Here is a 22,904-nt window from a genome sequence, read left to right as displayed (position 1 = left end):
CTCTAATCCAACTGAGCTACAATCTCGTATTTATTCACTTTATCAAAATTGCATTTTTTTTGCAACACTCAATCTGCCGCATTTTTCTAAAATTATTGCAATTTTTGTTTTTTTCTGCAAAAAAAACACTTACAGCCGATACTATTTATTTTTTATTATCGGAACTGAACCAAGATCAAGGAGAAGACTATAAGCGTTCGAAAGTGAACTGCTATCAAATGCGACTCCGACTGAAAAAAACTGAACATAATAAGTATCGCTCGCAGAAGCCGAATCATTATGCTTATAATCATCATCACTTTCCGACGGCTGTACATTCTCGTCTGAATCTGTATCTTGTTCATCAAAAAAATCAAATGATTTTCCATTGCTTCTCGAAGGAATGATAAAATCTATGTCATCATATGAAACTGAGGTTCCAAAACTACCCGAAGTTCCAGAAAAATATTTCCAGCCCTCTGAAGAGTCATAATCAACAAAAACTGTAGAATCATTGACAAAAGCCCTTAAACGGCCAGAAAACTTTACACATGCACGAAATTGTTCAAAACTCGAAACATCCTCTCCATTAGCTCCGTAATTTTCATTTCCAGCATAAGTTTTTACCCGAAAAGCGACATTTAACCTATCTTTTAGAATAGAAGCAGGAACAAACACCGACTGAGAAACAGTTTTGTTAGTCTTAAAAGAACGTGCGCCCAAAACCTGATACTGATAAGTATCAACCATTCTTGTAGCCGCCGCTGTCGAATTACTGCTCGTGTTTACGGAGAGAATTGAATTTCGCTGGGAGATTAAATCGCTGGAATTATTGTAAATTTTATAATAAATTTCAGTTCCAGAAAAAGAATCGGGCTGGTCGGTTTCATTCACCCTAAAAGAAGCGTACCATTTCAAATAATCATCGCCACTGTAAAGCGGGCTATTGATTAGAGATGTCGGAGCATTTACTGTTATTACATCTTCAAGTCCGCAGGAAACAAAAAAAGTTTCCGTAAAGGCAAGAATACACATAATAAATATTTTACTTGCCATAGGGAAACTTTTCATAATAAAAAAACTATTTTATATTTATCAAGTTACAAATTATTCTGCTTTTGTTAAATTAATTGCAATAATCCGGTCTTTTGCAAGATTTGCCCATCTTGAACCAGAATGAATTGCTTCAATTTTTTCATAAGCTTCAACAGCGTTTTCCAAATCACCTTTAGCTTCGTTCACGCGACCGAGGCTAAAATATGCATGGTCGATAAGATAAAAATTTTTCGAAGAAATCGCCTTTTCATAACAAGAAATGGCGTCTTCCAAATCATTCAAGTTTTCAGAACAAATTGCCGCATTGTAATAACAAAGAGGAGCCGTATAAGTCGATTTTTTTGCCGCAGCAGCCTTTAACCAGGCGCTGCGGCTTGCATCATAATTTTTCTGTTCAAAAAGAATCTCAGCCTTTAGCATATTTGCCCTTACACCTACAATTCCACCTTTCGAAGCAAGAGTTTCAAGTTCAGCAAGTGCAGTCTCCTGCCTAGCCTTAAAATCTTCTGCAGAAATATCATCCGCATCTTTCTTGAAAGTATATTCAACCATATCAACCTGAGAAAGTCCTTCCTCAGCGACCTTTGTTTTTATTGAAGAGCCGACTACCGCAACAATAACAAACACTATTAAAATGGCAATCAAACCACCGATAACTTTTATATTTTTTTCAAGGAATTTTCCAAGAACAGACGTTTTTGATTCTTCATTAGACATATTTTTATCTCCAAATTTTTTATTTATATTCAACGGATTTTAAGTTCATTCAGCAATCGTGAAACATAAGTCCGCTGGATTCCCAAAATTTTTCCCGCCTCTGTCTGATTCCAAGATGTAGAATCAAGAATCTTTTTAATATAGGCGGTTTTAAATTTATTTAAAGCTGTTCTTAAGGTTCTGTCCCCATCAGCTGGATTCGCAATTTCATCAGCAATCTCTTCAAAACTATCCTGCGTTTTATTTTTTTGAACACTAGCAACAGTTGAATTGATTCTTAAATCTTCAGTCTGAATAAGCGGAGGCTTACCCAAAACACAGGCCCTTTCTATTGAATTTTCCAATTCACGAATATTTCCAGGCCAATAATATTCCAAAAGAGTTTTCTCTGCGGCTGCCGAAAAAGACTCAAAATTCTTTTTTGTTTCGTTCGCAAATTCTGCCAAAAAGAATTTTGCAAGCGGAAGCACATCTTCTTTCCGTTCTCTCAAAGGAGGAACATTTATAGGCATTACATTCAGCCTGTAATATAAATCGCTACGGAATGCCCCCTCACTTACCATTTTTTCTAGATTACGGTTCGTCGCAGCGATAATCCGGACATCGACAGAAATCGTTTCGTTAGAACCAACTCTCTCAAAAGTGTGACTCTGCAAAACTCTAAGCAGTTTTGACTGCAATTCCAAAGGCAATTCACCAATTTCGTCAAGAAATAAAGTTCCGCCTTCTGCCGCCTCAAACCTTCCCTTTCTATCTGAAACTGCATCTGTAAAAGCGCCTTTTACATGCCCAAATAATTCACTTTCCAAAAGCGCAGACGACAAAGCCGCACAATTTACGCGCAAAAAAGGCTTTCCGACCCTGTTTGACCGCAAATGAATCTGTTCAGCAAAAAGTTCTTTTCCAACACCGCTTTCGCCTGTTATAAGAATTGTTGTATTCGCCTTCGCAACTTCATCAATTATATGAAGCAAATCCAAGACAACCGGACTTTTTGCAACAAAAGGATGATAATCGCTTCCACTGACGATATTACTCTGCAATACAGAAAAATTATCTTTTGCCGACCGGTAAGAATCTGCATTCAAATATGCAATTCCTGCCTGGCTTGCTAGAAGATTCAAAATTTCCAAATCAGAATTGCAAAATCCCCGCGAACCAGACTTGTTTATAAGCTCGATTACGCCAATGCACTGTCCTTTTACACGCATTGGAATCGCAATCATCGTTTTTGTTACATAACCAGTTTTATTTTGAACCGTATCTGAAAAGCGCGGATCAAGACCTACATTATTGACGATTACATGTTTATTATTTTCAACAACCCAACCGGCAATACTGTTTTTTTCAACAATTATATTTTTTGCCTCAGCACCTTTCGGCCCCAAGGCAACTACAAAGCGAAGAGTTCCGTCTTCTTTGTTTACAAGCAGAAGTGAAGAAGATTCACATTCGACCAAACGCATTGCTGATTCAAGAATATAAACCAGCAACGCATTTACATCTGAATAATTTGAATTTATTCTGCCGTTTATTTCGATGAGTGTTTTTAGTTTTTCAAAAGTAAGAGAATCAAGTTCACCCATCGAAATCGACTAACTGTTTTTCTGATCGTTAAGCATATCACCGAGTGTATATGCACCACCAACATTATCTTCAGAAGATATATACTGATTGATTTCTTTACGAGCTTGAGCTTTTTTGAAATCTTTTACAGAAAAAGCAACTTTCTCTCTTTCAACATTGATGTCTACAACGTAAACATTAACTTTGTCGCCTACCTTGTATTTTTCAACAGCTTCTTCAAAAGGAACATCTTTGTCATCGCTGAGGTTAGCCTTGTTTACAAGACCTTCGATTCCCTCTGGAGCTCTTACAAATACACCAAAATCAGTGATTGATGTAATTTCGCCCTCAAGAGTTGAACCTACATGGTATTTTTCTGCAAATGCCACCCAAGGATTATCTGTAAGCTGCTTTAAGCCAACTGTAATGCGGTGCTGTTCAGGATTTACATCAAGGATTTTTACATCAAGTTCCTGACCGACTGTAAATTCGCTGCCAGGATGCTTAACTTTCTTTGTCCAAGAAATATCTTCTGAATGTAGGAATCCATCGATACCTTCTTCAAGCTGAATAAATGCACCTGCATTTGTGATTTTTACAACTTTTCCGTGAACTACAGAATCAACTGCATATTTTTCAGAAATTGTATCCCAAGGATTTGGCGTAACCTGTTTCAAACCGAGAGAAACGCGTCCAGCCTGAATATCATAGCCGAGAACCATACACTTTACTTTGTCGCCAATCTGAACCATATCAGAAGCCTTGTTTACTTTCTTTGTCCAGCTGAATTCAGAAATGTGAGCGAGACCTTCAATTCCTTCTTCAAGGGCAATAAAAGCGCCAAAGTCTGTGAGTTTTGTAACTGTTCCTTCAACAACATCATTTACATGATATTTATCTTCAAAATGAACCCAAGGATCTTCAGTAAAATGTTTAAGAGACAGGTTGATTCTCTTATCTTCAGGATTAAGAGCAATCACTTTAAGCTCAATTTCCTGCCCTTTCTTTACGAAATCCTTTGGACGAGTTACATGTCCCCAGCTCATATCATTGATATGAAGAAGACCGTCGAAACCGCCAAGATCGATAAAAGCACCAAAACTTGTAAATGATTTCACAGTTCCTTTTACAGTGTCGCCAACCTGAGTATTTGCAAAGAAATCATCACGAGCCTTGTTGATAATTTCTTCAAGATACTTTCTGCGGTTTACAACAACATTTGCCTTGTTGTCCGAATACAGTCTTTCAATATAGAATTTAGAAACTGTTCCAATAAGTTTTTTCGGTTCTTCAACTTTTGAAGAATCAGACTGACTGATTGGCAAGAACGCACGAATATCGCCACCAAGGTTTACTTCAAAACCGCCTTTTACTTCTTTTTCTATAGTTCCTTCTACTGGAGTTTTTTCTTCAGCAGCCTTGCGGAGATCTTTCCACAACTGTTTTGACTGCGCTTTTGTGAAAGAAACTTCCGGACCATTACGGCCGTTAAGTTTTACAAGCACACAGGAAACTACATCGCCAGGCTTTGGCAGTTTTCCTGCAAATTCCTGCACAGGAATCTTTCCTTCCGATTTAGCACCAATATCGATAAATACAAGTTCATCTGTAACTGCAATTACAGTACCGTCAACAAGCTGACCATCTTCAAGAGGCATAAAACTCTTGAGAGACTCCTCTAATTGTGTCTGGATAGAGCTTTTTGTCTCTTCCTTTTCCACTTCCATCTGTTCCATAGTAAACCCTTTGTTTTGAATTTTGCTTAAGATTATCGCACAAACCTGCTCTATAGTCAAGTTTGATGTATCAATGTAAAAGGCATCCGGAGCACGCTTTAAGGCTCCTTCTGCTTTATTCCTGTCAATTTCATCGCGTTTTAGAATTGCCGCCTTTACTTCTTCGAGCGTCATATTAGAAACGCCCTGATCGAAACGACGTTGAGCCTGAACATCTATCGAGGCATCAAGATAGAACTTGTATTGCGCATTTGGAAAAACAACTGTTGTCATATCGCGTCCTTCGCAGACAATGTCAAGAGACTTAGTTATTTCCTGCATTCTTTCGTTTACAAGATGGCGGACTGGCACAATAGAAGACACCTGAGCAACTTTTTTGCTAACCGCATCATCGTGAAGATGATCTTCAACATCGACTCCATTAAGCACAAGACGTGAATTTTTATATTCAAGCTTCTGTTTTTTGCAGAATTTAAGCACTTTTTCAGAATCTGAAATATCAATATCAGAAGAATTAAGAGCCATTGTAAGCGCCCGATAAAAACTTCCGCTGTTCAGATAGGTAATTCTTAATTTTCTTGCAATCAACGATGCAACTGTAGATTTTCCTGTTCCGGCAGGTCCGTCCATTGCGATTATCATATTTCGCTCCCAATATTATTTTTGCAAAGAGATAAAAGTTCTTTTACTTCTTTTTCAGAAAGCTCACGGAATTTTCCCTCTTCCAAATTTTCAAGTTTTACATTTCCAATCCTGATACGCCGAAGGCTTCGGATTGCGGCTCCCGCATCGGTAAATACACGGCGAATTTCGCGGTTTTTACCTTCGACAAGAACAACCCTCATTTTGTGAGAATTTACAACCTGCGCGCTTTTTGCTTTGTAAAAAATCCCTTCGACACGAATTCCGCGTGCAAAGCGATCTTCAAGACCTTCTGGCAGAGGATAACTGGTTTCTACAAGATATTCTTTTTCAATTTCACTAGAAGGATGGCTCAGTTTTGCGGCAAAATCTCCATCGTTTGTAAAAATTATAGCTCCGCGACTAAACATATCAAGACGGCCGACATTGTACAGCCGCTCAGAATATTTTTCTTTCAGAATATCAACAGCAACCGGCCGGCCCTTTTCATCGGTTTGGGTACATACATAGCCAGCAGGTTTATTCAACAGAACATAAATTTTTCTTTTTTCAAGAGAAATTTGTTTTCCATCAACGCAGACAACATCATTTTCTGAAACCTTTACCCCTAATTCACTGACTGTTTTTCCGTTTACGCATACCCGTCCGTCTGTAATTATATTTTCACAGGCGCGCCGGCTTGCAAGTCCGCAATGAGCAAGAAAAGCCTGAAGCCGAATTTGTTTTTTTTCTTGAGAATTATCTTGCAAGCTCGAACCTCTCTGATTCTTTTTCATCAAGAGCAGGAAGTTCTGCAATTGAATTAAGATTAAAAAATTTCAAGAATTCTTTTGTAGTTCCAAACTGACACGGTCTTCCAGGAGCATCTTTTCTGCCTACTTCCTTTACAAGCTGCCGTTCCTGAAGAATACGAATCATATTATCCGGCGGAACTCCACGAATTGATTCAATCTCAGCACGCGTAATAGGCTGCTTATAGGCAATAATCGAAAGAACTTCCATTGCTGAACGGCTCAATCTTCCTGCATTTTTATTTCCATAACGCTCTTTTAGAACTTCCCAAAATTCTTTCTTTGGAGTAAGTGTCCAGCCGCCTGTAATTTTTGAAAGCTCAACACCAGAACTTTCTTGAGAATACTTTTCCTTTAACCCGTCAAGACACTGCTCAATGACATCTTCCGAAAGCTCTGCAATTTTTGCGATCGACTCAACAGTAAGAGGCTCGCTGTCCAAAAACAGAACCGCCTCTACAAGCCCCATTTCTTTTTCGAGATTTACATCCATTTTTTATATAATTCCTTATGCCGCATATCTACAGATTTTTATGTCGCCAAACATTCTGTTCTGCATAATCGTTGCCATCTTAAACTTTACGGCTTCCAAAAGAGCCATAAACGCGCAGATTACATCAAGAACATTGCCATGTCTGACAATCAAATCCGTAAACATACATTCATCCTTTTTTTCAAGAAGTTCATTCATCAGCGTAATTTTTTCATTTACCGAAATTTCTTCGTACATATCAATGATTTTTGAATCCGAGTACTGCGAAATAAGGTTTTGAAAGATTTTCTGCATTTGCTGCAAAAGATCCCAAGTATCTATCTGCTCCCACATATTTTCATCATCGAACGGAAGAACCCGCTGAATTTTCTTTCGTTCAAAATTCCATTCACTTTCGTCTTCTTTTTCTTCCATAAGATTTGAAAGCTTTTTAAATTTCTGGTATTCAATAAGTTTTTCAACAAGCTCTTCACGAGGATCGTCAAAATCAAGGTCGTCATCAACCTTTACTTCAACAGGAAGCATCATCCGGCTTTTTATATAAACAAGGCGAGCCGCCATATTATAAAATTCGGACAAATCGCCAAGTTCAACCTGAGAAGCATAATCAAGATATTCAAGAAACTGCTCGGTAATTTCGGCAATCGGAATATCATAAATATTGATTTTATTGTCACGGATTAAAGTCCAAAGCAAATCCAAAGGACCTTCAAACTGACCCACGGTATACTTATGGACGATTTTGTCCGCAGTTTCGTCATAATCAATTGTTTTTGTTTTTAACTCCAGGTTCTGTTCCATGAAAGCTCCTCAAAAAAAAACGATGATTTTATAAAACGCTTATTCATTAAAATTTTCCGTCTATAAAATCCCGGGCCGAAAGGAATTTCTCAACTCCGCCCGAACCAATTTTTTCCAAATAGCTGGAAAAATCTTCTCTTTTTATAAAATCGGCATTTTCTTTTAAAATCTCAAGTAAAGGAACTAAAACAAATGCCCTTTCTTTATGCCGTGGATGAGGAATCTGGAGAGTTTTTGTATCTACTGTCTGATTACCAAAAAATTCAATATCAATATCGACTGAACGCGGTCCATTTCTTACTTCAAGCTCACGGTTACGTCCCAAGCAAGATTCGATTACGTGAATTTTTTCGAGCAGGTCAAAAGGTGAATAAACATCATCAATTTTACCGCGAACTGCCATATTATAAAAATCATCTTGATTTTCAAGATACATAGGTTTTGTGCGGTAAACTGACGAAATCAAAAATTCTGAGAGCAGACCGTTCAAAGCTTCGCAGGCCCTTTTTAAAAGACACAAACTGTCCATTCCGTTCCAGCTTTTATTGGAGCCTACTCCCAAAACAACATCAATCATAACTAAAAAAGAGCATCCTTTGCAGACGGCACAACTTCAGAAGAAGCCTCGATCTGAGAAGCAGTTTTTTGTTTTGCGCTTTCTTTCTCTGCTTTTTCCAAGGCTTTTGAGACCTTTACCTGTTCAGGATAAACAGGAACACCTTCCTTTGTTTTTAAAACCTGTCCAGGAAAAACTTCCGCACGAATCTGAGCCTCAATCTGTTTTGCATACTCAGGATTCTGAGTAAGGAAGTTGATTGCATTTTCCTTTCCCTGGCCGACTTTTTCGTCTCCGCGAGTATACCATGCTCCACGCTTATCGATTATTCCATGCTTTACGGCAGAATCAAGCAACGAAGCGGTCGCAGAAATTCCTTTTCCGAAATAAATATCAAGCTCAACCTTGCGGAATGGAGGAGCAACCTTGTTTTTTACAACTTTTACGCGGACACGGTTACCGACAGCGTCTTCCTCTCCTTTTCCGTCAATTGATTCAATTCGGCGAATTTCCAAACGGACAGACGAATAAAACTTAAGGGCGTTTCCACCGGTTGTAGTTTCCGGATTGCCGAACATTACGCCGATTTTCATGCGAATCTGGTTGATGAATACGATTATGCACTTGCTTTTATTTACGATGGCCGTAAGTTTTCTGAGAGCCTGGCTCATAAGGCGAGCCTGAAGCCCCATCATCGCATCTCCCATATCTCCTTCGATTTCTTTTTGAGGAGTAAGGGCGGCAACAGAGTCAACAACAATAATATCAACAGCTCCAGAGCGAACAAGATTTTCTGTAATTTCCAGAGCCTGCTCTCCTGTATCCGGCTGCGAAACCCACAATTCATCAATATTTACGCCAAGATTTTTTGCATAAACCGGGTCAAGAGCATGCTCTGCATCGACAAATGCAGCTATTCCGCCAAGTTTCTGAGCTTCCGCAATCGCATGCAAAGCAAGAGTCGTTTTTCCAGAACTTTCCGGACCATACATCTCGATAATTCGACCGCGCGGATAACCGCCTACACCGAGAGCTTCGTCAAGCAAAATCGAACCAGAAGGAACTACATCAACGCCCTGAGCATCCGGCTGAGTTCCAAGTTTCATAAGCGCGCCAGCACCAAACTGTTTTTCAATCTGGATGCGAGCCGCTTCAAGAGCTTTCAGTTTTTCCGACATATCTGCCGACTGATTTGTTTCTACCATTTTAGCCACCTTTTTTCCTCCCACTATATATATGGCCCTGAAATTCAATTTTTACACATTTTTTTTGAATTTTTCAGTATATTTTTACATCAATATCGAATTTTTATCAATTTTTTCTCAAAGGCTGATAAACAGAGCGTCCAACAAGACACAATTTTCCGTCTTTTAGTTTTACCTGCGCTAGAATTTTTACCGCACGGTCTCCTTCTATTTTTGGAACAACATTAAAAATCACCGGAACAATTCCGTCTACTCTTTCAAGATTTTCGTATCCGACAAGAAGATCGCAACTAAAAATGTCATTTTCAGTCTTTGCATTGGAAATTCTTCCAGACCAGACAACCCAGCAGTCCAAATAAAGAGCAGGTTCTGCCGCTACGGTTGAATATGAAAAATTCTCTTCAGGACGACTAGAAAAACTGTCAAAAGAAGGCTCTTCAAAATACGAAACCAAAAGTTCCGACTTAGATTTTACAGACTGAGATGCATTTGAATTCAAAATTCTGTTTATTTCAACCCGGGAAGAATTATCCCTGTAATTCTGAAAATAAAATTTTGCCTTTTCATAAGCTTGCGTAATCTGAGAATCCGAAAGAATATACTTATAAACTCCGCCAGACAAATCCTTTTCCTGCAAATTCGACTTATCGGAAGCTGTCAGGTCTAGCTCGCTCAAATCCGCTCTCTGCGCCTCTTGTCTTGTCTTGCTTAAGTTCATGCAAAAAAGAATGGCAAGAGCAGCAAAACCTCCGGCAAGGACAGAAAACGCAAGAGGCCAGATTCCTTTTTTTGCAGCAACTTCTGGATAAAATTCTTTTATTTTTCCAGTATCTGTCCATTTTACAATCGTTTCATAATCTCCTTTTGAGCGGACAAATTCAAGGGCAGCCTTTGCCTTTTTATTTTCCGGCTCAAGATCGAGAATATCAAGATAATAGCCAATTGCAGCGCTTGTATCTCCGCGAACCAAATATAAAGCGGCCTGTCCCAAAAGCAAGTCTACGTTTTGAACTTTTATGTGCCGTGCTTCATCAAAATTCCTGTACGAATTTCCATAATCGCCAGAGTAAAGGCAGGCAATTCCCAAAATCAAATAATAATCGAAACTGTTTCTGTAGACTTCGCGGACACCTTCAAGCAGAACAATCGCATTTGAATACTTTTTTTTCCGAATAAGTGAACGCGCTTCGTCAATCGTTGCCCGGCTCATTTTAGTTCCGCTTCCTCAAGGCTGCAAGAATAGCATCAAGCTCAGAATTAAGCTGCCTAAGCTCATTTCTGTCAATATCGGCATCCGTGCTTTCAAGAGCGTCAATCCGATTTATAAGGTTCTGAATATATTCAAAATCAAGCTGTTTTTCAGTAACGTTTTGAACTATAAAATCAACATCGGTTTTTCTTGAACCTGAAACATCAAAGCTCGCAGCCGCCTCACTTTTTTCAAGTTTTTTTGTGCCGCCAATTCCAGCAAAATCAACGTATTTTAAAGTATCGCATTTTCTTCCGTTGCAAGAAATTCCTGCAAAAAATTGAATTGAATAAGTTTCTTCTTTTTGAAGCGTTTTCTGCGGCCAGACAACCGAAATTCCCGAATTATTATACGCATTCAGCGAATTAAAGCTTCTTCCGTTTTCCGAAACCATAATCCATCTCGGAGAATTCAAATATGAGATGTTTGCAACCGTCACAACTTCCGGAGAAGAGATATTTTTTCCCTCAAAAACAAATTCCGCGGAAGTTTTCGAGTCAGAAACGCACAACACCCTCTCTTTGATCATATTTTCAAACTGATGCTCAGAATTAAATGACAGGCCGTTTTCTGTCAAAAAATGAACATCCGCTCCTTCGCCAACAGACGTATCCAAAACAGCCTTCAATGCAAAATTTGCTTTTTTTTCAGAAAGATTTGTAACATAAGCCCTGATTTTTATTACACCAGGCAAAACATCCTCGCCCGAAGCTTCTTCCTCTTCTTCTGTTTTTAAAAGATTTTCATCCTGTTTCATTGCAATTTTTTCATCATTTTGCTCAAGGGCAAAAACCTTTTTAACAGTTTCTTCCGGCTCAAACGAAAAATCTATGGCAACACGCGCTCTGTTACTTATTGTGTAAACAAGCCGCGCTCCGTTCGCTGTTTTCCATAGCTCTTTTTGAACCGCGCTGTCTTTATTCAGGCAGTAGACTGTTTTTCCAATTTTTAAAAAGAAAGATGAAGAAATTGAATCCTCATAATTTGAAAGAACCGGAGTTTTTTTGCGATTTTTTTGAGAAGAATAAAAATTAAAAGTTCCACGGTCAGAATTACACTCGATAGAATAATTTTCAAAGAAAAGTGAATATTTTTTTACAGGAATATAAACATCGCCAAGATACGGATCGATTTTTGTAATCTCATTATTCTTTTCCTGTTTTTTATCAGCTTCATCAGCATTTTCTGTCTTTTTTGTTTTCTTAGTTTTTTCTTTTTTTGCCTTTTTTTCTTCAGCCTTTTCTTTTTCCAGTTTTCCAGCGTCCTTGGAAACTGATTCCTTCTCAGAATTTTCAGAACTTTCCATTGCTCCAAGACTTTCAGCCGGCGCTTCGCTATTCACATTTTCGGTTTGAGAATAAAATACACCGCCTGCAAAAACCGCAAGAACAGCGCATAAAAGAACTTTTTTTTCAAAATAAACCTTATTGAAACGATTTTTTTTCAAAACTTTCATAATTTTTATCTCCGGAATTTTTATTTTTAAGCATAATTTTTTATTCTTATAAAAGCCAAAACACTTTAAAAATCTAAAAAAACACAAAAAAAACTGCTATTTTTCTTCAAGCAAAAACTGCAAGAACAAAGCCTTTTGTTTTAGGGCCTCAATTTCTGGATCAGTTTTCGGGACAGAAATTTTCTCATCATTTTTTTCCTTCAAAACATTTTGCGGACTTATCACGTTGTCAAGATTCCTCACCTTCGCTTCAAGAGAGGAATTCACTTTTTTCTGCTCCGCCAGTTCCGCCTCAAGCTCGGCAATCCGGTTCTGAGAATCGGCAAGGCTTTTTCTCAACCCCATTTTATCCTGGCTTTGATAAAGTTTTATCTGTCTTTCATATTCTTCACGCGCAGAAAGATTTTCTTCTCCGGTTACTTTTAAAAGATAAATCAATTTTTCTTCACGCTCACGCTGAGCAATCATTTCAAGACGATAGCGGCAGTCTCCAGCCTTCGCATCTGCCGGAAAATCCGACACAACGCGCTCATAAAGAGCGCGGGCAGAATCAAAATTATATTCATCGTAAAAACACTCGGCAACCCAATACAAAGCCGCCGCATAAAGCTCGCTATCCGGATAAAGATGACAAAAATCGCTCAAAACCAAAACTGCCTCTTCATTGCGTTCCAAAAGATGCAGAATCCGTCCTTTTTGAAAATGCATATACGGGAGATACTGACTTTTATCAAAAGACTGCAAAAAAACGTTTACGTCAGAAAGCGCGTCAGAATATTCGCAGGCATTGATTTCGCTCATCACCAAAAGATACAGAGTCTCTTCGTCAAAACCTTCAGGCAAACTTCCAGCCTTCCGCAGAAAAAACATCGCAGAAGCCCAGTCATTTTTTCTAAAAGCCTCAAAGCCCTGCTCTTGCTCCGCAGAATATTTCTGACAAAAAATGCTTCCTGCCGCAAAAAAAGCAGCCGCAAAAAAAACAAAAAACCGTTTTAAGCCGTTCCGATCTTGTCCACAAAAAGTCCGCGCAAGCATTTACGCCTCCCACTTAAACGAGCCGTTAAAAAAGGCAGAGCCCGAAACAACCACATCAACACCAGCGTCAAGCACAGAAGGCAAAGTTTCGTTGTTTATTCCGCCGTCAACCGAAATCAAATAATTGTAATTTTTTTCCTTTCTTATTAAATCAAGCTCCGCAATTTTTCCAACACAATAGGGAATCAGTTTCTGCCCGCCGAAGCCAGGATTAACCGTCATTACAAGAACAAGGTCAACTTCCGGAAGAATTTCCTTTATTGCGCTTACAGGAGTCGACGGAACAATAGAAACTCCAGCCTTTTTTCCAAGCGAATGAATATGAGAAACAAGCCTGTCTATATGCACAGTCGCTTCCTGATGAAAAGTAATCCAGTCAGCCCCAGCCTGCGCAAAGGTGTCAACCATTTCCTCAGGACGCTCAACCATAAGATGAACATCAAACGGCAAAGATGTAAGTTTTCTTACAGATTTTATAACTGGCTGTCCGTAAGTAATCTGAGGAACAAAATGTCCGTCCATAACATCAATATGAACCGCACCCGATTTTTTTTCCTCACAAAGTTTCAAGGCCTCCGCAAGATTAGAAAAATCCGCAGAAAGCAACGAAGGTGATAAAATTCTACTTTTCATTTCTAACTATAATATCAGACAAAAACGATAAAAACAACAAACCAAAGTCAAAATGTATTATTTTCGCCATAAGATTATAAAAATTCGGGACGGCATTTTTTTTCAAAAAAAAGTTTTCCGCCGGCGTTCCGTATTTTCCTTAACCGGCTGCTCTGCCTTCGCTAACGCTCATTGCAAAACCAGAGTTTTGCAACTAAAGGGCGGCGCATCCGGCGTAAATTTTAAAAAATCGCAAAAAAATTAAATTTTCCAAATAAACAAATTGACATTTTTTTTTCAAACTGATATATTTTCTATCACGTTGATTGCAACTTTTCTTAAATAAAAGTTAATCAGCATTTCAGCAAAAACATTTTTGCGGGAATAGCACAGTGGTAGTGCGCCACCTTGCCAAGGTGGATGTCGCGGGTCCGACTCCCGTTTCCCGCTCTATTGCACAACTGTTGTAAAACAGATTATAAACAGATGCAAATTATTTTTGCGGGAATAGCACAGTGGTAGTGCGCCACCTTGCCAAGGTGGATGTCGCGGGTCCGACTCCCGTTTCCCGCTCTATGCAAAGCGATTTGGATTTCATCTGAATCGCTTTTTTTTATTACGGCATCTCTATTTTTTTTAGAGGTTCCAATCATTTTATTTCAAGGGGCCAAAAAGTGAAATTCACAAAAGAAATCACAAAGCTTGAACATTCGGCAGCAAAATTAACAGTAACAGTTGCAAAAGAAGACGTAGCAAACGGTTATAAAACAACACTCGGAAAATATGTAAAACAAGTTCAGATTCCAGGATTCCGTAAAGGTCACGTACCTGCATCAGTTCTTGAACGCAAATACGGCGAACAGATCAAAATGGAAGCGGCAGGCGATCTCATCGACAGCGTATTGAACGAAATTTTTCAGGACGAAAAAGATCTTTCAAGCCGCCCTCTTCCTTATGCGCAGCCAAAAATGGACGAAATGCCGGCATTTGACACTGCAAAAGACTTCACTTTCACTGTAACTTACGATGTATTTCCTTCTGTAGAAGTAAAAGACTTCAACGGGATTTCTGTAAAAGAGCCTCAAGTTTCTGTAGGCGATGCAGAAGTTGAGGAAGAGCTCAAAGGAATTCAGGAAAGAAACGCTGCGGTAATCGACAAAAAAGAAGACGAAAAAGCAGAAAAAGACAATATCGTTACAATCGACATTGAAGAGATCGGCGAAGACGGAAAAACTGTAGAAGGAACAAAACGCGAAGGTTTTACATTCACTCTTGGAACAGCAGAAAACGTTTATAAAATCGATGATGACATCATCGGAATGAAAACAAACGAAACTAAAGAAATCACAAAAAAATATGCAAAAACAGACGCTGACAAAAACCTTGCCGGAAATACAAAAAAATATAGCGTAACTGTAAAGCAGATTAAAGTTCGCAACCTTCCTGCACTCGACGATGATCTTGCACAGGACGTAAGCGACAAATACAAAACCCTTGCAGACTTGAAGGCTGACATTCTCAAAAATCTCAACGTTGCAAAAGACAGAAAAATCAAAGAAATCAAAGTAAATTCTCTTCTCGAGCAGCTTATCGAAAAAAATCCAATCGAAATTCCCGCAAGCATGCTCCAGGCAGAACTTAACGGCCGCTGGGGACAGATGGCGCAGCAGTTCCAGACAACTCCAGAAGACCTCGAAAGAATGGTTGTAGCCTCTGGCCAGAAAAAAGAAGATATGCTCGCACAGTGGACTGGAGATGCAGAAAAAATGCTAAAAAGCAGAATCATCGTAGATTCACTTCTTAAATCAAAAAATATTTCTGTAACTCCAGAAGAAGTTGAAGAAGCATACCAGAAGCTTGCAGATTCAAACGGTGTTTCAGTCGAAGACGTTAAAAAGCACTACGCTGACCCACGTGCAAAAGAATGGTTCATCGACGATGTAAAGGAACAGAAACTTTACGATGATATTTTTGCACAGATTAAGGTTGCAAAAGGCGACAAAACTTCATTTGCAGACCTTTTCAAGGCAAACTAATTTTATAAAAGTTTAAATGTGAACGGAATGTGACAAAAAAAATCTTGTTTACATTCCGTTTTTTTTTGGACTTCTAGATTTTTTTTGTTATATTTAAAATATCTAAAAAAAATCATATCAGCTCGGAGCAACAAACATGAACGAAACAATGAATAATTTAGTACCACAGGTAATCGAAAGAAGCGGAAACGGAGAACGCGCTTACGATATTTTTTCAAGACTTTTAAAAGACAGAATCATCTTTGTTGATGGCGAAATAAACGATGTTACGGCAGATTTGATTGTAGCGCAAATTCTCTTCCTTGAATCAGAAAATCCGGACAAAGACATAAGCATGTACATCAATTCTCCAGGCGGAAGTGTTACAGCAGGACTTGCAATTTACGACACAATGCAATACGTAAAATGCGACATTCAGACAATCTGCATCGGTCAGGCTTGCTCAATGGGCGCTCTTATTCTTGCCGGCGGAACAATAGGCAAAAGATTTTCTCTTCCTTCAAGCCGCATTATGATTCACCAGCCTTCAGGTGGAGTCCGCGGTCAGGAAAGCGACATCACTGTTCAGGCAAAAGAACTTTTAAGAATCAAAAGACTTTCAATTGAATTTCTTGCCGAAAAAACAGGAAAATCTTACGAACAGGTTGCAAAAGACATTGAGCGCGACTTCTACATGACTGCTACAGAAGCAAAGGAATACGGCATTGTTGACAAGGTAATGCCAAAAAGAGTTTCATCAGATAAAGAGGCAAAATAATGTTAGGATTTCATAACGAAAACAACCGCTGTTCATTTTGCGGAAGACCAGGCGGAGAAAAAAGACCTCTGGTTGCTGGCGGCCCAAACAACGAGCTTCGCATTTGTTCTCAATGTGTAGAGGCCTGCGAACAGTATCTTATCGGACTAGAAAACGAAAGCAGCCTTACTCCGATTAACTTAAGCGATGTTTCTTCCCCAAAAGAATTCAAAGAATATCTCGATCAGTACGTTGTAGGCCAGGATTATGCAAAAAAAGTTCTTTCAGTCGCAGTTTACAATCACTATAAGAGAATGGCGGCTCAAAAAGCAGGCTCGCTCCCGGATTTTGAAGCTGACGGTGAAGACAAAGTAAAAATCGAAAAATCAAACGTTCTTCTTATCGGACCAACAGGAAGCGGAAAAACCCTTCTTGCAAAAACACTGGCTCAAAAATTGAACGTTCCTTTTGCAATTGCAGACGCAACAACGCTTACTGAAGCCGGCTATGTCGGCGAAGACGTAGAAAATGTTCTTCTTAAACTGATTAACGCCGCAGACGGAAATGTTCAGGCCGCAGAACGCGGAATCATTTTTATTGACGAAATCGACAAAATCGGCAGAAAAAGCGAAAACACTTCTATAACCCGCGATGTAAGCGGAGAAGGCGTACAGCAGGCTCTGCTTAAAATCATAGAAGGAACAGTTGCGTCAGTACCCCCTCAAGGCGGACGCAAACATCCGAACCAGGAAATGATTGAAATAGACACGACGAACATCCTCTTTATTCTTGGAGGAGCATTCGTTGGTATCGATAAAATTATTGAACAGCGCATTGCTGGAAAAACAATGGGATTTGGCGGAAACGTTGGAACCATGGACGAAGCCCAGAAAATGGAGCTTCTAAATCAGTGCACACCTGACGACCTTGTAAAGTTCGGTCTTATTCCGGAAATTATCGGCCGTATGCCAATTACTGTGGCTCTCAAGGAGCTTACAAAGACAGACTTAACCCGAATTCTTACAGAACCAAAGAATTCCATTATAAAACAGCTTAAGGCAAGTTTTGCATTTGACGACTTGGATCTTGAGTTTACTCCAGACGCGCTTGAAGAAATTGCAGATATTGCGATCAAACAAAAAACCGGGGCGCGAGGACTTCGTTCAATCTGTGAAAAACTTTTAATGGATCTTATGTACGAAGCTCCAAGCATCAAGGGAAAGAAGAAATTTACCGTTACAAAGGATATTGTTCTTTCAGGAAAACTTCCTTCTCCAGAAACACTTTTAATTGGTTCTAAAGTAACTGCCTAGACAAAATAAAAGTGTCAATTTACAGTATTTGGATTGACGCTTTTATTTAAATTTACTATATTTTCATAGAGAAAAATGGGGGTGCACCGGTTTCGACGACTGTGAATAATGCACTTACTGCATGTGGGAGTGAAGGTTCCCCGAACTGACAAAAAAATAACTGCAATTTTCGCAAGAAAAGAAGAAGAAGTTGTTGAAGCTTCTTCTGCAGAAGCTCTCGCTGCTTAGTCTGCGTTAGCCGGAACGCTTAGGGCGCTGTTCCTAACTTTAAGACGTTCTGTTACAAACAGGGACTTGCCATAAATCATTTCAGCCGGATTTGTGGGACTTTTTAGGCTGAATACGGAGACAATGCTTGTTATGCTGCCAAGTGTTTCCTGACAACCAATTCGCATAACTAAACATGTAGATGTATTTGGATTACACTTTCGGACGGGGGTTCAATTCCCCCCATCTCCACTTTTATAAAAGCCACGGATTTTTTCGTGGTTTTTATTTTTTAATTTGCAAACTTGTTTTTTATGGGAGAATAAAAAAATGACAAATTTAATCAATAATTACAAAAACTTTCTGAACAATGGAAAAACAGAGCGTGAATGTGCAAAACAAATAATCGAACTCGCCGAAAAAAATGGCTATAAAGACTTAGACTCGCTTTCTAGCGTAAAACCAGGCGACAAGGTTTATATAAAAAAAATGAATAAAGCTGTTGCCCTTTTTGAGCTAGGAACCGATTCACTAGAAAAAGGCTTGAACGTCTTGGGAGCGCACATCGATTCACCTCGTCTTGACATAAAGCAAAACCCGCTCTACGAAAAAGATTTTTTAGTTTACTTAAACACCCACTATTACGGCGGAATAAAAAAATATCAATGGGTAACAATGCCGCTAGCCCTCCACGGAGTTATCTGCACAAAAGACGGAAAAACAGTAAATGTCTGTCTTGGAGAAGATGAGTCTGAACCGGTTTTCGTAATAAGCGATATTCTCCCGCATCTTGCACAAAAACAAATGAAAGAAACCGCCTCAGATTTTATTCCTGGCGAAAACCTTGACCTGATTGTCGGCTCAGAAAAACCAGCAAAAGACTCAAAAGAAAAAGAATCTGCCAAAAAAAACATTCTAAAACTTCTAAAAGAAAAATATGGAATCGAAGAAGAAGATTTTGGCTCAGCAGAACTTGAGGTGGTTCCTGCAGGAAAAGCACGCGACCTCGGACTCGACAAAAGCTTAATCTTAGCTTATGGACAGGACGACCGCTCATGCGCATTTACTTCGGCTCAGGCACTTTTCGACTCAAAAGCAGGCAAAAAAACACTTTGCTGTCTTTGCGTCGACAAAGAAGAAATCGGCAGTGTCGGCGCAACAGGAATGGCAAGCCACTTTTTTGAAAACGCCGTTGCAGAACTGATCGCGCGCACAGAAAACGGTTTCAGCGAATTAACAGTCCGCCGTTGCCTTGCAAACTGTTCAATGCTTTCAAGCGATGTAAACGCAGCCTATGATCCAATGAATGCCGATCTTTTTGATAAAAACAACGCATCATTTCTCGGAGGCGGAATTGTGTTCAACAAATACACAGGAAGCCGCGGAAAAAGCGGAGCAAGCGACGCTAATCCAGAATTTATCGCAGCCTTAAGAAAAGTTCTTGACGAAAATTCAGTAAAATACCAGATGGCAGAACTTGGAAAAGTCGATCAGGGCGGCGGCGGAACAATCGCATACCTTGCGGCAAAATACGGAATGAACGTTTTGGATGCAGGAGTAAGCGTTTTGAGCATGCACGCACCTTGGGAAATTACAAGCAGATTCGACATCGAGCAGGCATACGAGGCTTACAAAGCATTCTTAACGCTGTAATTTTTCGGCTTTAACAAAAAAAAGCGCTTCAGGAGACATTTTTCTGAAGTGCTTTTTGTATTCTGGACGGATTTTTGCGCTCTAACGGTGTTCCGGGATTCCGCTTCCGCTGCATTTTGCAGCTGCTATTTTTATAGCATCTGCAAAACACTTCGTGTCCCTCCACCCCGGCGTAGCATATTTCTTTAAATTTCTATTTTATTCTTCTAAGGAAAGCATCCTTAAATCCGTAAGATTCAAAACGCTCTTTGATCATACCATATTCATCTGCATTAAGAGGTCCAACAAGGACTCTATAAGCATTTATATTCTTCTGCTTAATCAAAGCAAGCGGATATTTTTTACCATATTTTTCTGTAAGGTTTACAACATTTTCTTCGTTAGAAAGGGTTGCAATCTGAAGATAGTACATTCCCTTTTTAAGCTCAGCATCTGTCGTTACAAAACTTTCAAAGCTAGAGCCTTCGGTATTTTCTTCCACCACAGACTCCATTTCAATATTTTCATCTGCCTGTTCAGGAACAAAGACTTCTTTCTGAGGCTCATTTACAGATTCTTCTTCAATATTTTCTGCTTCCGGTGGATTAAGAGCAGAAGGAGCAAGAACTATCGGAGCATATTCTTCTGCCGCTGCATTTCCTTCTTCGGCGTTTTCTATAGCAGAAACATTTTCGGAAGGTTCCGTGCCATTAACTTCTGCAAGAGTTTCAGATTCAAAATGCTCAGGCTGCTCTTTTTCTTCTGCTGCATTGCCAGTAGTTTCAGCTTCCGCATTCTCAATATCTTCAGAAAAACTTTCGGAATCAGCAGAATTTTCTCCAGCCTCCAAATTTTCCGGTTCTTTTTCGTCAACAATTTCAGCATTTGTTTCTTCCTGCGCTTCCGGAGCAGGAGCGTCAATTTTTTCAGAATTATCTTCTTCTGAAGAAATTTCTGCACCTTCATTTTCTGTTTCAGAAAGCTCTTCTTCCTGTCCGTCCGTCTGAACTTCCAGTTCTTCATCAAAAGAATCGGCATCAAAAACTTCAGAATTTTCATTTTCAATTTCTTCCGTTTTTTCATCCAGACCTTCAGATTTAGGCTCAATATTTTCTGACTCTACAGTTTCCGTATCTTCGACAGGAGTTTCACATTCCTCAAGCTCAGAATTAGGCTCCGAAATTTTATTTTCTTCAACAGGAGTTTCAGCTTCTTCAAATTCCACTTCATCCTGATTTTTTTCAGGTTCTGTAATATTTTGCTCAAATTCCGGCTCAGAAATATTTTCTTCACTTTCTTCCGTCAAAACAGCAGTTCCAGAAACGCTTTCGTCAATACTTCCAGTGCGTCTGGTAATCTTTACCTGAACATTCGAGTCTTTTTTTATCAAAAGTTTTTCTGCAGCTTCTGCAGAAAGCAAAATTGCAATGCCCTCTCCAGAATCAATAGAGCCCAAAACAAGGACGTCAACAGCCGTACCGTTAGCAGGATTTGTCACAGTTACGCTGTCGCCAGGCAAATAGCCTATAGTTTTTGCAAATAAACCTTTCGGCATTTCACCTTCTTCGCAGACAACTGCTCTTCCGTCAACAGAAGGCCGAGCCGCCGCAAAAATCGTTGCTACAGTAAATACAGTAAATACAGCAAATACCAATGAAAGAATTTTCTTCATATCCGTCCCCTTTATTTTAAACTCTTTAATGTTGAGCTAACTTTAGCCGCAACAGAACTTGCAAATTTGTAAAGTTCCGCCTCGTTGTTATTAGACGCCTCAACTTTTTCAGGAAAAATACTTCCGTCAGAAATAACTTTTCCTGTTTTTGGATTATAATTTTGCCAGCTTACACTTTTTACAGAATTTGGTAAAAGGGCACTGGCACTGTTTGCAGTTTTTTCATCATATTTTATTTCAAGCCTGACAAGGACATCCATCCCGCCAAGCAAAGTGTCGGCAAGAGCCCTTGTCAGCTCAGCCGAATCCGACTGGGAGTCTTCTTTTATAAAAATAGGCGAATTAGAAACGATATGTCCTGATTCAAAGAAAAAATCGGACAAAGCCTGTTCAAAAAGATCCGACACGGCAAAAACCGTATCAAACCCAGGATTATTCTGAACCACCTGAAAATTGATGTTTTTAGAATAAATCGCCGGAAGAAAAAATAAAAATGCAAAACCAAAAAGTATTTTTTTTTTCATCTCTTTATAAATATCGGAAAAGAAAAATTCAATGTTTAGTTTTTTAGAATTATTTTAGAATCAAAATCAAGAAAAAAAATTTATAAGACATAAAAAAACCGCCAGCAAAAAACTGACGGTCTTAAAAAGCAGCCGGTTAAACTACTTTGAGTAGTATTCAACTACCATCTGTTCATTAATCTGTACAGGGATTTCTGCACGGAGCGGAAGACGGGTAAGTTTTCCAGAGAACTTCTCTTCATCGCGTTCAAGATAGTCAAATTTTGCCTTTGTATCTGAAAGCCATGATTTTTTGAACTGTTCGCTCTTCTGCGCTTTTTCAACCAAAGAAATAACCTGTCCAACTTTTACAGAGTATGATGGAATATTGATTTTTACTCCGTCTACTTCAATGTGGCGATGAGAAACCATCTGGCGAGCCATGCGGATTGAACTAGCAAATCCAAGACGGTAAACAAGGTTATCAAGGCGTGTTTCAAGAGAAACAAGCAAAGCGACACCAGTCATTTCTGATGATTTTGTTGCCAATTCAAAGTAACGGCGAAGCTGGCGTTCAAGAATACCATAATAAGCCTTTACTTTCTGTTTTTCGATCAAGTGAAGACCGTAGTCAGAAGTTTTCTTTGATTTCTTAAAAGCCGGCGCCCCTGCTCTTTCCATAGCCTTTGGGTGTCCGCATACGTTTACACCAAGTCTTCTACATTCCTTAAAACGAGGACCTTTTTTTGTAGCCATTTTAATGCTCCTGAAAAATCATCAAGTGTAAATTTCCACTAGCCGCGCAGAAACTGTTACTTGATTTTCAAAGTTATGTACTGCCTAGAGGGAAGCTAAACAGTCTTTACATATTATCAAATTCTTTTTTTTTAGTCTAGTTGATTTTTACCTCT

The 22,904-nt window shown here is 39.2% G+C and carries 20 protein-coding genes, 2 tRNA genes and 1 other RNA gene; 7 read left to right on the top strand and 16 right to left on the bottom strand.

Translation table 11 applies throughout. The annotated features are described in order from the left end of the window. Positions 1-141 precede the first annotated feature (141 nt). From B2X33_RS06645 to rpe, 13 genes are all read right to left on the bottom strand, one after another. Positions 142-1,035, bottom strand: a complete 894-nt coding sequence (locus tag B2X33_RS06645) for a hypothetical protein (protein WP_296668522.1) — start codon at positions 1,033-1,035, stop codon at positions 142-144. A 51-nt stretch (positions 1,036-1,086) separates the two neighbouring features. After that, positions 1,087-1,752, bottom strand: a complete 666-nt coding sequence (locus tag B2X33_RS06640) for a tetratricopeptide repeat protein (RefSeq protein ID WP_296668520.1) — start codon at positions 1,750-1,752, stop codon at positions 1,087-1,089. A gap of 29 nt (positions 1,753-1,781) precedes the next feature. Next, positions 1,782-3,338 (bottom strand): sigma-54-dependent Fis family transcriptional regulator, encoded by a 1,557-nt coding sequence (locus B2X33_RS06635; protein WP_296022191.1) that lies wholly within the window; start codon positions 3,336-3,338, stop codon positions 1,782-1,784. Positions 3,339-3,347: 9 nt separating this feature from the next. Further along, the gene (rpsA, locus tag B2X33_RS06630) at positions 3,348-5,696 is read right to left on the bottom strand and encodes a 30S ribosomal protein S1 (RefSeq protein WP_296668518.1); all 2,349 of its coding nucleotides are present in this window, start codon (positions 5,694-5,696) and stop codon (positions 3,348-3,350) included. Continuing rightward, positions 5,693-6,472: a pseudouridine synthase gene (locus B2X33_RS06625; RefSeq protein WP_296668516.1), complete on the bottom strand. Its 780-nt coding sequence runs from the start codon at positions 6,470-6,472 to the stop codon at positions 5,693-5,695. The genes rpsA and B2X33_RS06625 overlap by 4 nt, the downstream gene beginning before the upstream one ends. Beyond that, positions 6,435-6,980, bottom strand: coding sequence for an SMC-Scp complex subunit ScpB (gene scpB, locus B2X33_RS06620; RefSeq protein ID WP_296022174.1), 546 nt, complete (start codon positions 6,978-6,980; stop codon positions 6,435-6,437). Before scpB ends, B2X33_RS06625 begins: the two co-directional genes overlap by 38 nt. Before the next feature lie 15 nt (positions 6,981-6,995). Beyond that, a complete protein-coding gene (locus B2X33_RS06615; RefSeq protein ID WP_296022166.1) occupies positions 6,996-7,781 on the bottom strand; it encodes a segregation and condensation protein A in 786 nt (261 codons plus the stop codon). A 46-nt stretch (positions 7,782-7,827) separates the two neighbouring features. Continuing rightward, the gene (gene folK, locus B2X33_RS06610; protein WP_296022162.1) at positions 7,828-8,358 is read right to left on the bottom strand and encodes a 2-amino-4-hydroxy-6-hydroxymethyldihydropteridine diphosphokinase; all 531 of its coding nucleotides are present in this window, start codon (positions 8,356-8,358) and stop codon (positions 7,828-7,830) included. A gap of 2 nt (positions 8,359-8,360) precedes the next feature. Then, entirely contained in the window at positions 8,361-9,542 is a 1,182-nt protein-coding gene (recA, locus tag B2X33_RS06605) for a recombinase RecA (RefSeq protein ID WP_296668514.1), read from the bottom strand. A gap of 106 nt (positions 9,543-9,648) precedes the next feature. After that, entirely contained in the window at positions 9,649-10,752 is a 1,104-nt protein-coding gene (locus tag B2X33_RS06600; RefSeq protein ID WP_296022149.1) for a tetratricopeptide repeat protein, read from the bottom strand. Position 10,753: 1 nt separating this feature from the next. Further along, on the bottom strand, positions 10,754-12,247 hold the full coding sequence (locus tag B2X33_RS06595) for a hypothetical protein (RefSeq protein ID WP_296668511.1): 1,494 nt from the start codon (positions 12,245-12,247) through the stop codon (positions 10,754-10,756). Positions 12,248-12,343: 96 nt separating this feature from the next. After that, positions 12,344-13,282, bottom strand: a complete 939-nt coding sequence (locus B2X33_RS06590; RefSeq protein WP_296668509.1) for a tetratricopeptide repeat protein — start codon at positions 13,280-13,282, stop codon at positions 12,344-12,346. Further along, positions 13,283-13,915 carry a ribulose-phosphate 3-epimerase gene (gene rpe / locus B2X33_RS06585; RefSeq protein ID WP_296668507.1) on the bottom strand — a complete coding sequence of 211 codons (633 nt, stop codon included), beginning with the start codon at positions 13,913-13,915 and terminating at the stop codon, positions 13,283-13,285. 357 nt (positions 13,916-14,272) lie between these two features. Here rpe and B2X33_RS06580 point away from each other — a divergent pair. From B2X33_RS06580 to B2X33_RS06550, 7 genes are all read left to right on the top strand, one after another. After that, a tRNA-Gly gene (locus B2X33_RS06580) sits at positions 14,273-14,344 on the top strand. A 51-nt stretch (positions 14,345-14,395) separates the two neighbouring features. Continuing rightward, positions 14,396-14,467: transfer RNA gene (locus tag B2X33_RS06575), tRNA-Gly, on the top strand. A 101-nt stretch (positions 14,468-14,568) separates the two neighbouring features. Continuing rightward, positions 14,569-15,930: a trigger factor gene (gene tig, locus B2X33_RS06570; RefSeq protein WP_296668505.1), complete on the top strand. Its 1,362-nt coding sequence runs from the start codon at positions 14,569-14,571 to the stop codon at positions 15,928-15,930. A gap of 136 nt (positions 15,931-16,066) precedes the next feature. Further along, entirely contained in the window at positions 16,067-16,687 is a 621-nt protein-coding gene (gene clpP / locus B2X33_RS06565) for an ATP-dependent Clp endopeptidase proteolytic subunit ClpP (protein WP_296668503.1), read from the top strand. Beyond that, complete coding sequence (clpX, locus tag B2X33_RS06560) at positions 16,687-17,979, top strand: ATP-dependent Clp protease ATP-binding subunit ClpX (protein ID WP_296022109.1); 1,293 nt, start codon at positions 16,687-16,689, stop codon at positions 17,977-17,979. Before clpP ends, clpX begins: the two co-directional genes overlap by 1 nt. Positions 17,980-18,056: 77 nt before the next feature. Continuing rightward, positions 18,057-18,441, top strand: a transfer-messenger RNA (tmRNA) gene (gene ssrA, locus B2X33_RS06555). Between the two features lie 75 nt (positions 18,442-18,516). After that, positions 18,517-19,839, top strand: a complete 1,323-nt coding sequence (locus tag B2X33_RS06550; protein WP_296668501.1) for an aminopeptidase — start codon at positions 18,517-18,519, stop codon at positions 19,837-19,839. 193 nt (positions 19,840-20,032) lie between these two features. Here B2X33_RS06550 and B2X33_RS06545 read toward each other — a convergent pair whose 3' ends face one another. The 3 genes from B2X33_RS06545 to rpsD all read right to left on the bottom strand — a co-directional run bounded on the left by B2X33_RS06545 (position 20,033) and on the right by rpsD (position 22,749). After that, a complete protein-coding gene (locus tag B2X33_RS06545; protein ID WP_296668499.1) occupies positions 20,033-21,490 on the bottom strand; it encodes an SPOR domain-containing protein in 1,458 nt (485 codons plus the stop codon). An 11-nt stretch (positions 21,491-21,501) separates the two neighbouring features. Beyond that, entirely contained in the window at positions 21,502-22,014 is a 513-nt protein-coding gene (locus B2X33_RS06540; protein WP_296668497.1) for a hypothetical protein, read from the bottom strand. A gap of 141 nt (positions 22,015-22,155) precedes the next feature. Continuing rightward, positions 22,156-22,749 carry a 30S ribosomal protein S4 gene (gene rpsD, locus B2X33_RS06535; protein ID WP_078931204.1) on the bottom strand — a complete coding sequence of 198 codons (594 nt, stop codon included), beginning with the start codon at positions 22,747-22,749 and terminating at the stop codon, positions 22,156-22,158. Between the last annotated feature and the right edge of the window lie 155 nt (positions 22,750-22,904).

This window comes from Treponema sp. UBA785 (assembly GCF_002297065.1).
In the GTDB taxonomy this organism is placed as follows: Bacteria; Spirochaetota; Spirochaetia; order Treponematales; family Treponemataceae; genus Treponema_D.
This window is presented reverse-complemented; position numbering and strand designations above follow the sequence as displayed.

Excerpts from the sequence above, each read along its gene's own strand:
- B2X33_RS06645 (WP_296668522.1), bottom strand. The coding sequence starts at position 1,035 with ATGGCAAGTAAAATATTTATTATGTGTATTCTTGCCTTTACGGAAACT.
- B2X33_RS06640 (WP_296668520.1), bottom strand. The coding sequence starts at position 1,752 with ATGTCTAATGAAGAATCAAAAACGTCTGTTCTTGGAAAATTCCTTGAA.
- B2X33_RS06635 (WP_296022191.1), bottom strand. The coding sequence starts at position 3,338 with ATGGGTGAACTTGATTCTCTTACTTTTGAAAAACTAAAAACACTCATC.
- rpsA (WP_296668518.1), bottom strand. The coding sequence starts at position 5,696 with ATGATAATCGCAATGGACGGACCTGCCGGAACAGGAAAATCTACAGTT.
- B2X33_RS06625 (WP_296668516.1), bottom strand. The coding sequence starts at position 6,472 with ATGAAAAAGAATCAGAGAGGTTCGAGCTTGCAAGATAATTCTCAAGAA.
- scpB (WP_296022174.1), bottom strand. The coding sequence starts at position 6,980 with ATGGATGTAAATCTCGAAAAAGAAATGGGGCTTGTAGAGGCGGTTCTG.
- B2X33_RS06615 (WP_296022166.1), bottom strand. The coding sequence starts at position 7,781 with ATGGAACAGAACCTGGAGTTAAAAACAAAAACAATTGATTATGACGAA.
- folK (WP_296022162.1), bottom strand. The coding sequence starts at position 8,358 with ATGATTGATGTTGTTTTGGGAGTAGGCTCCAATAAAAGCTGGAACGGA.
- recA (WP_296668514.1), bottom strand. The coding sequence starts at position 9,542 with ATGGTAGAAACAAATCAGTCGGCAGATATGTCGGAAAAACTGAAAGCT.
- B2X33_RS06600 (WP_296022149.1), bottom strand. The coding sequence starts at position 10,752 with ATGAGCCGGGCAACGATTGACGAAGCGCGTTCACTTATTCGGAAAAAA.
- B2X33_RS06595 (WP_296668511.1), bottom strand. The coding sequence starts at position 12,247 with ATGAAAGTTTTGAAAAAAAATCGTTTCAATAAGGTTTATTTTGAAAAA.
- B2X33_RS06590 (WP_296668509.1), bottom strand. The coding sequence starts at position 13,282 with ATGCTTGCGCGGACTTTTTGTGGACAAGATCGGAACGGCTTAAAACGG.
- rpe (WP_296668507.1), bottom strand. The coding sequence starts at position 13,915 with ATGAAAAGTAGAATTTTATCACCTTCGTTGCTTTCTGCGGATTTTTCT.
- clpP (WP_296668503.1), top strand. The coding sequence starts at position 16,067 with ATGAACGAAACAATGAATAATTTAGTACCACAGGTAATCGAAAGAAGC.
- clpX (WP_296022109.1), top strand. The coding sequence starts at position 16,687 with ATGTTAGGATTTCATAACGAAAACAACCGCTGTTCATTTTGCGGAAGA.
- B2X33_RS06550 (WP_296668501.1), top strand. The coding sequence starts at position 18,517 with ATGACAAATTTAATCAATAATTACAAAAACTTTCTGAACAATGGAAAA.
- B2X33_RS06545 (WP_296668499.1), bottom strand. The coding sequence starts at position 21,490 with ATGAAGAAAATTCTTTCATTGGTATTTGCTGTATTTACTGTATTTACT.
- B2X33_RS06540 (WP_296668497.1), bottom strand. The coding sequence starts at position 22,014 with ATGAAAAAAAAAATACTTTTTGGTTTTGCATTTTTATTTTTTCTTCCG.
- rpsD (WP_078931204.1), bottom strand. The coding sequence starts at position 22,749 with ATGGCTACAAAAAAAGGTCCTCGTTTTAAGGAATGTAGAAGACTTGGT.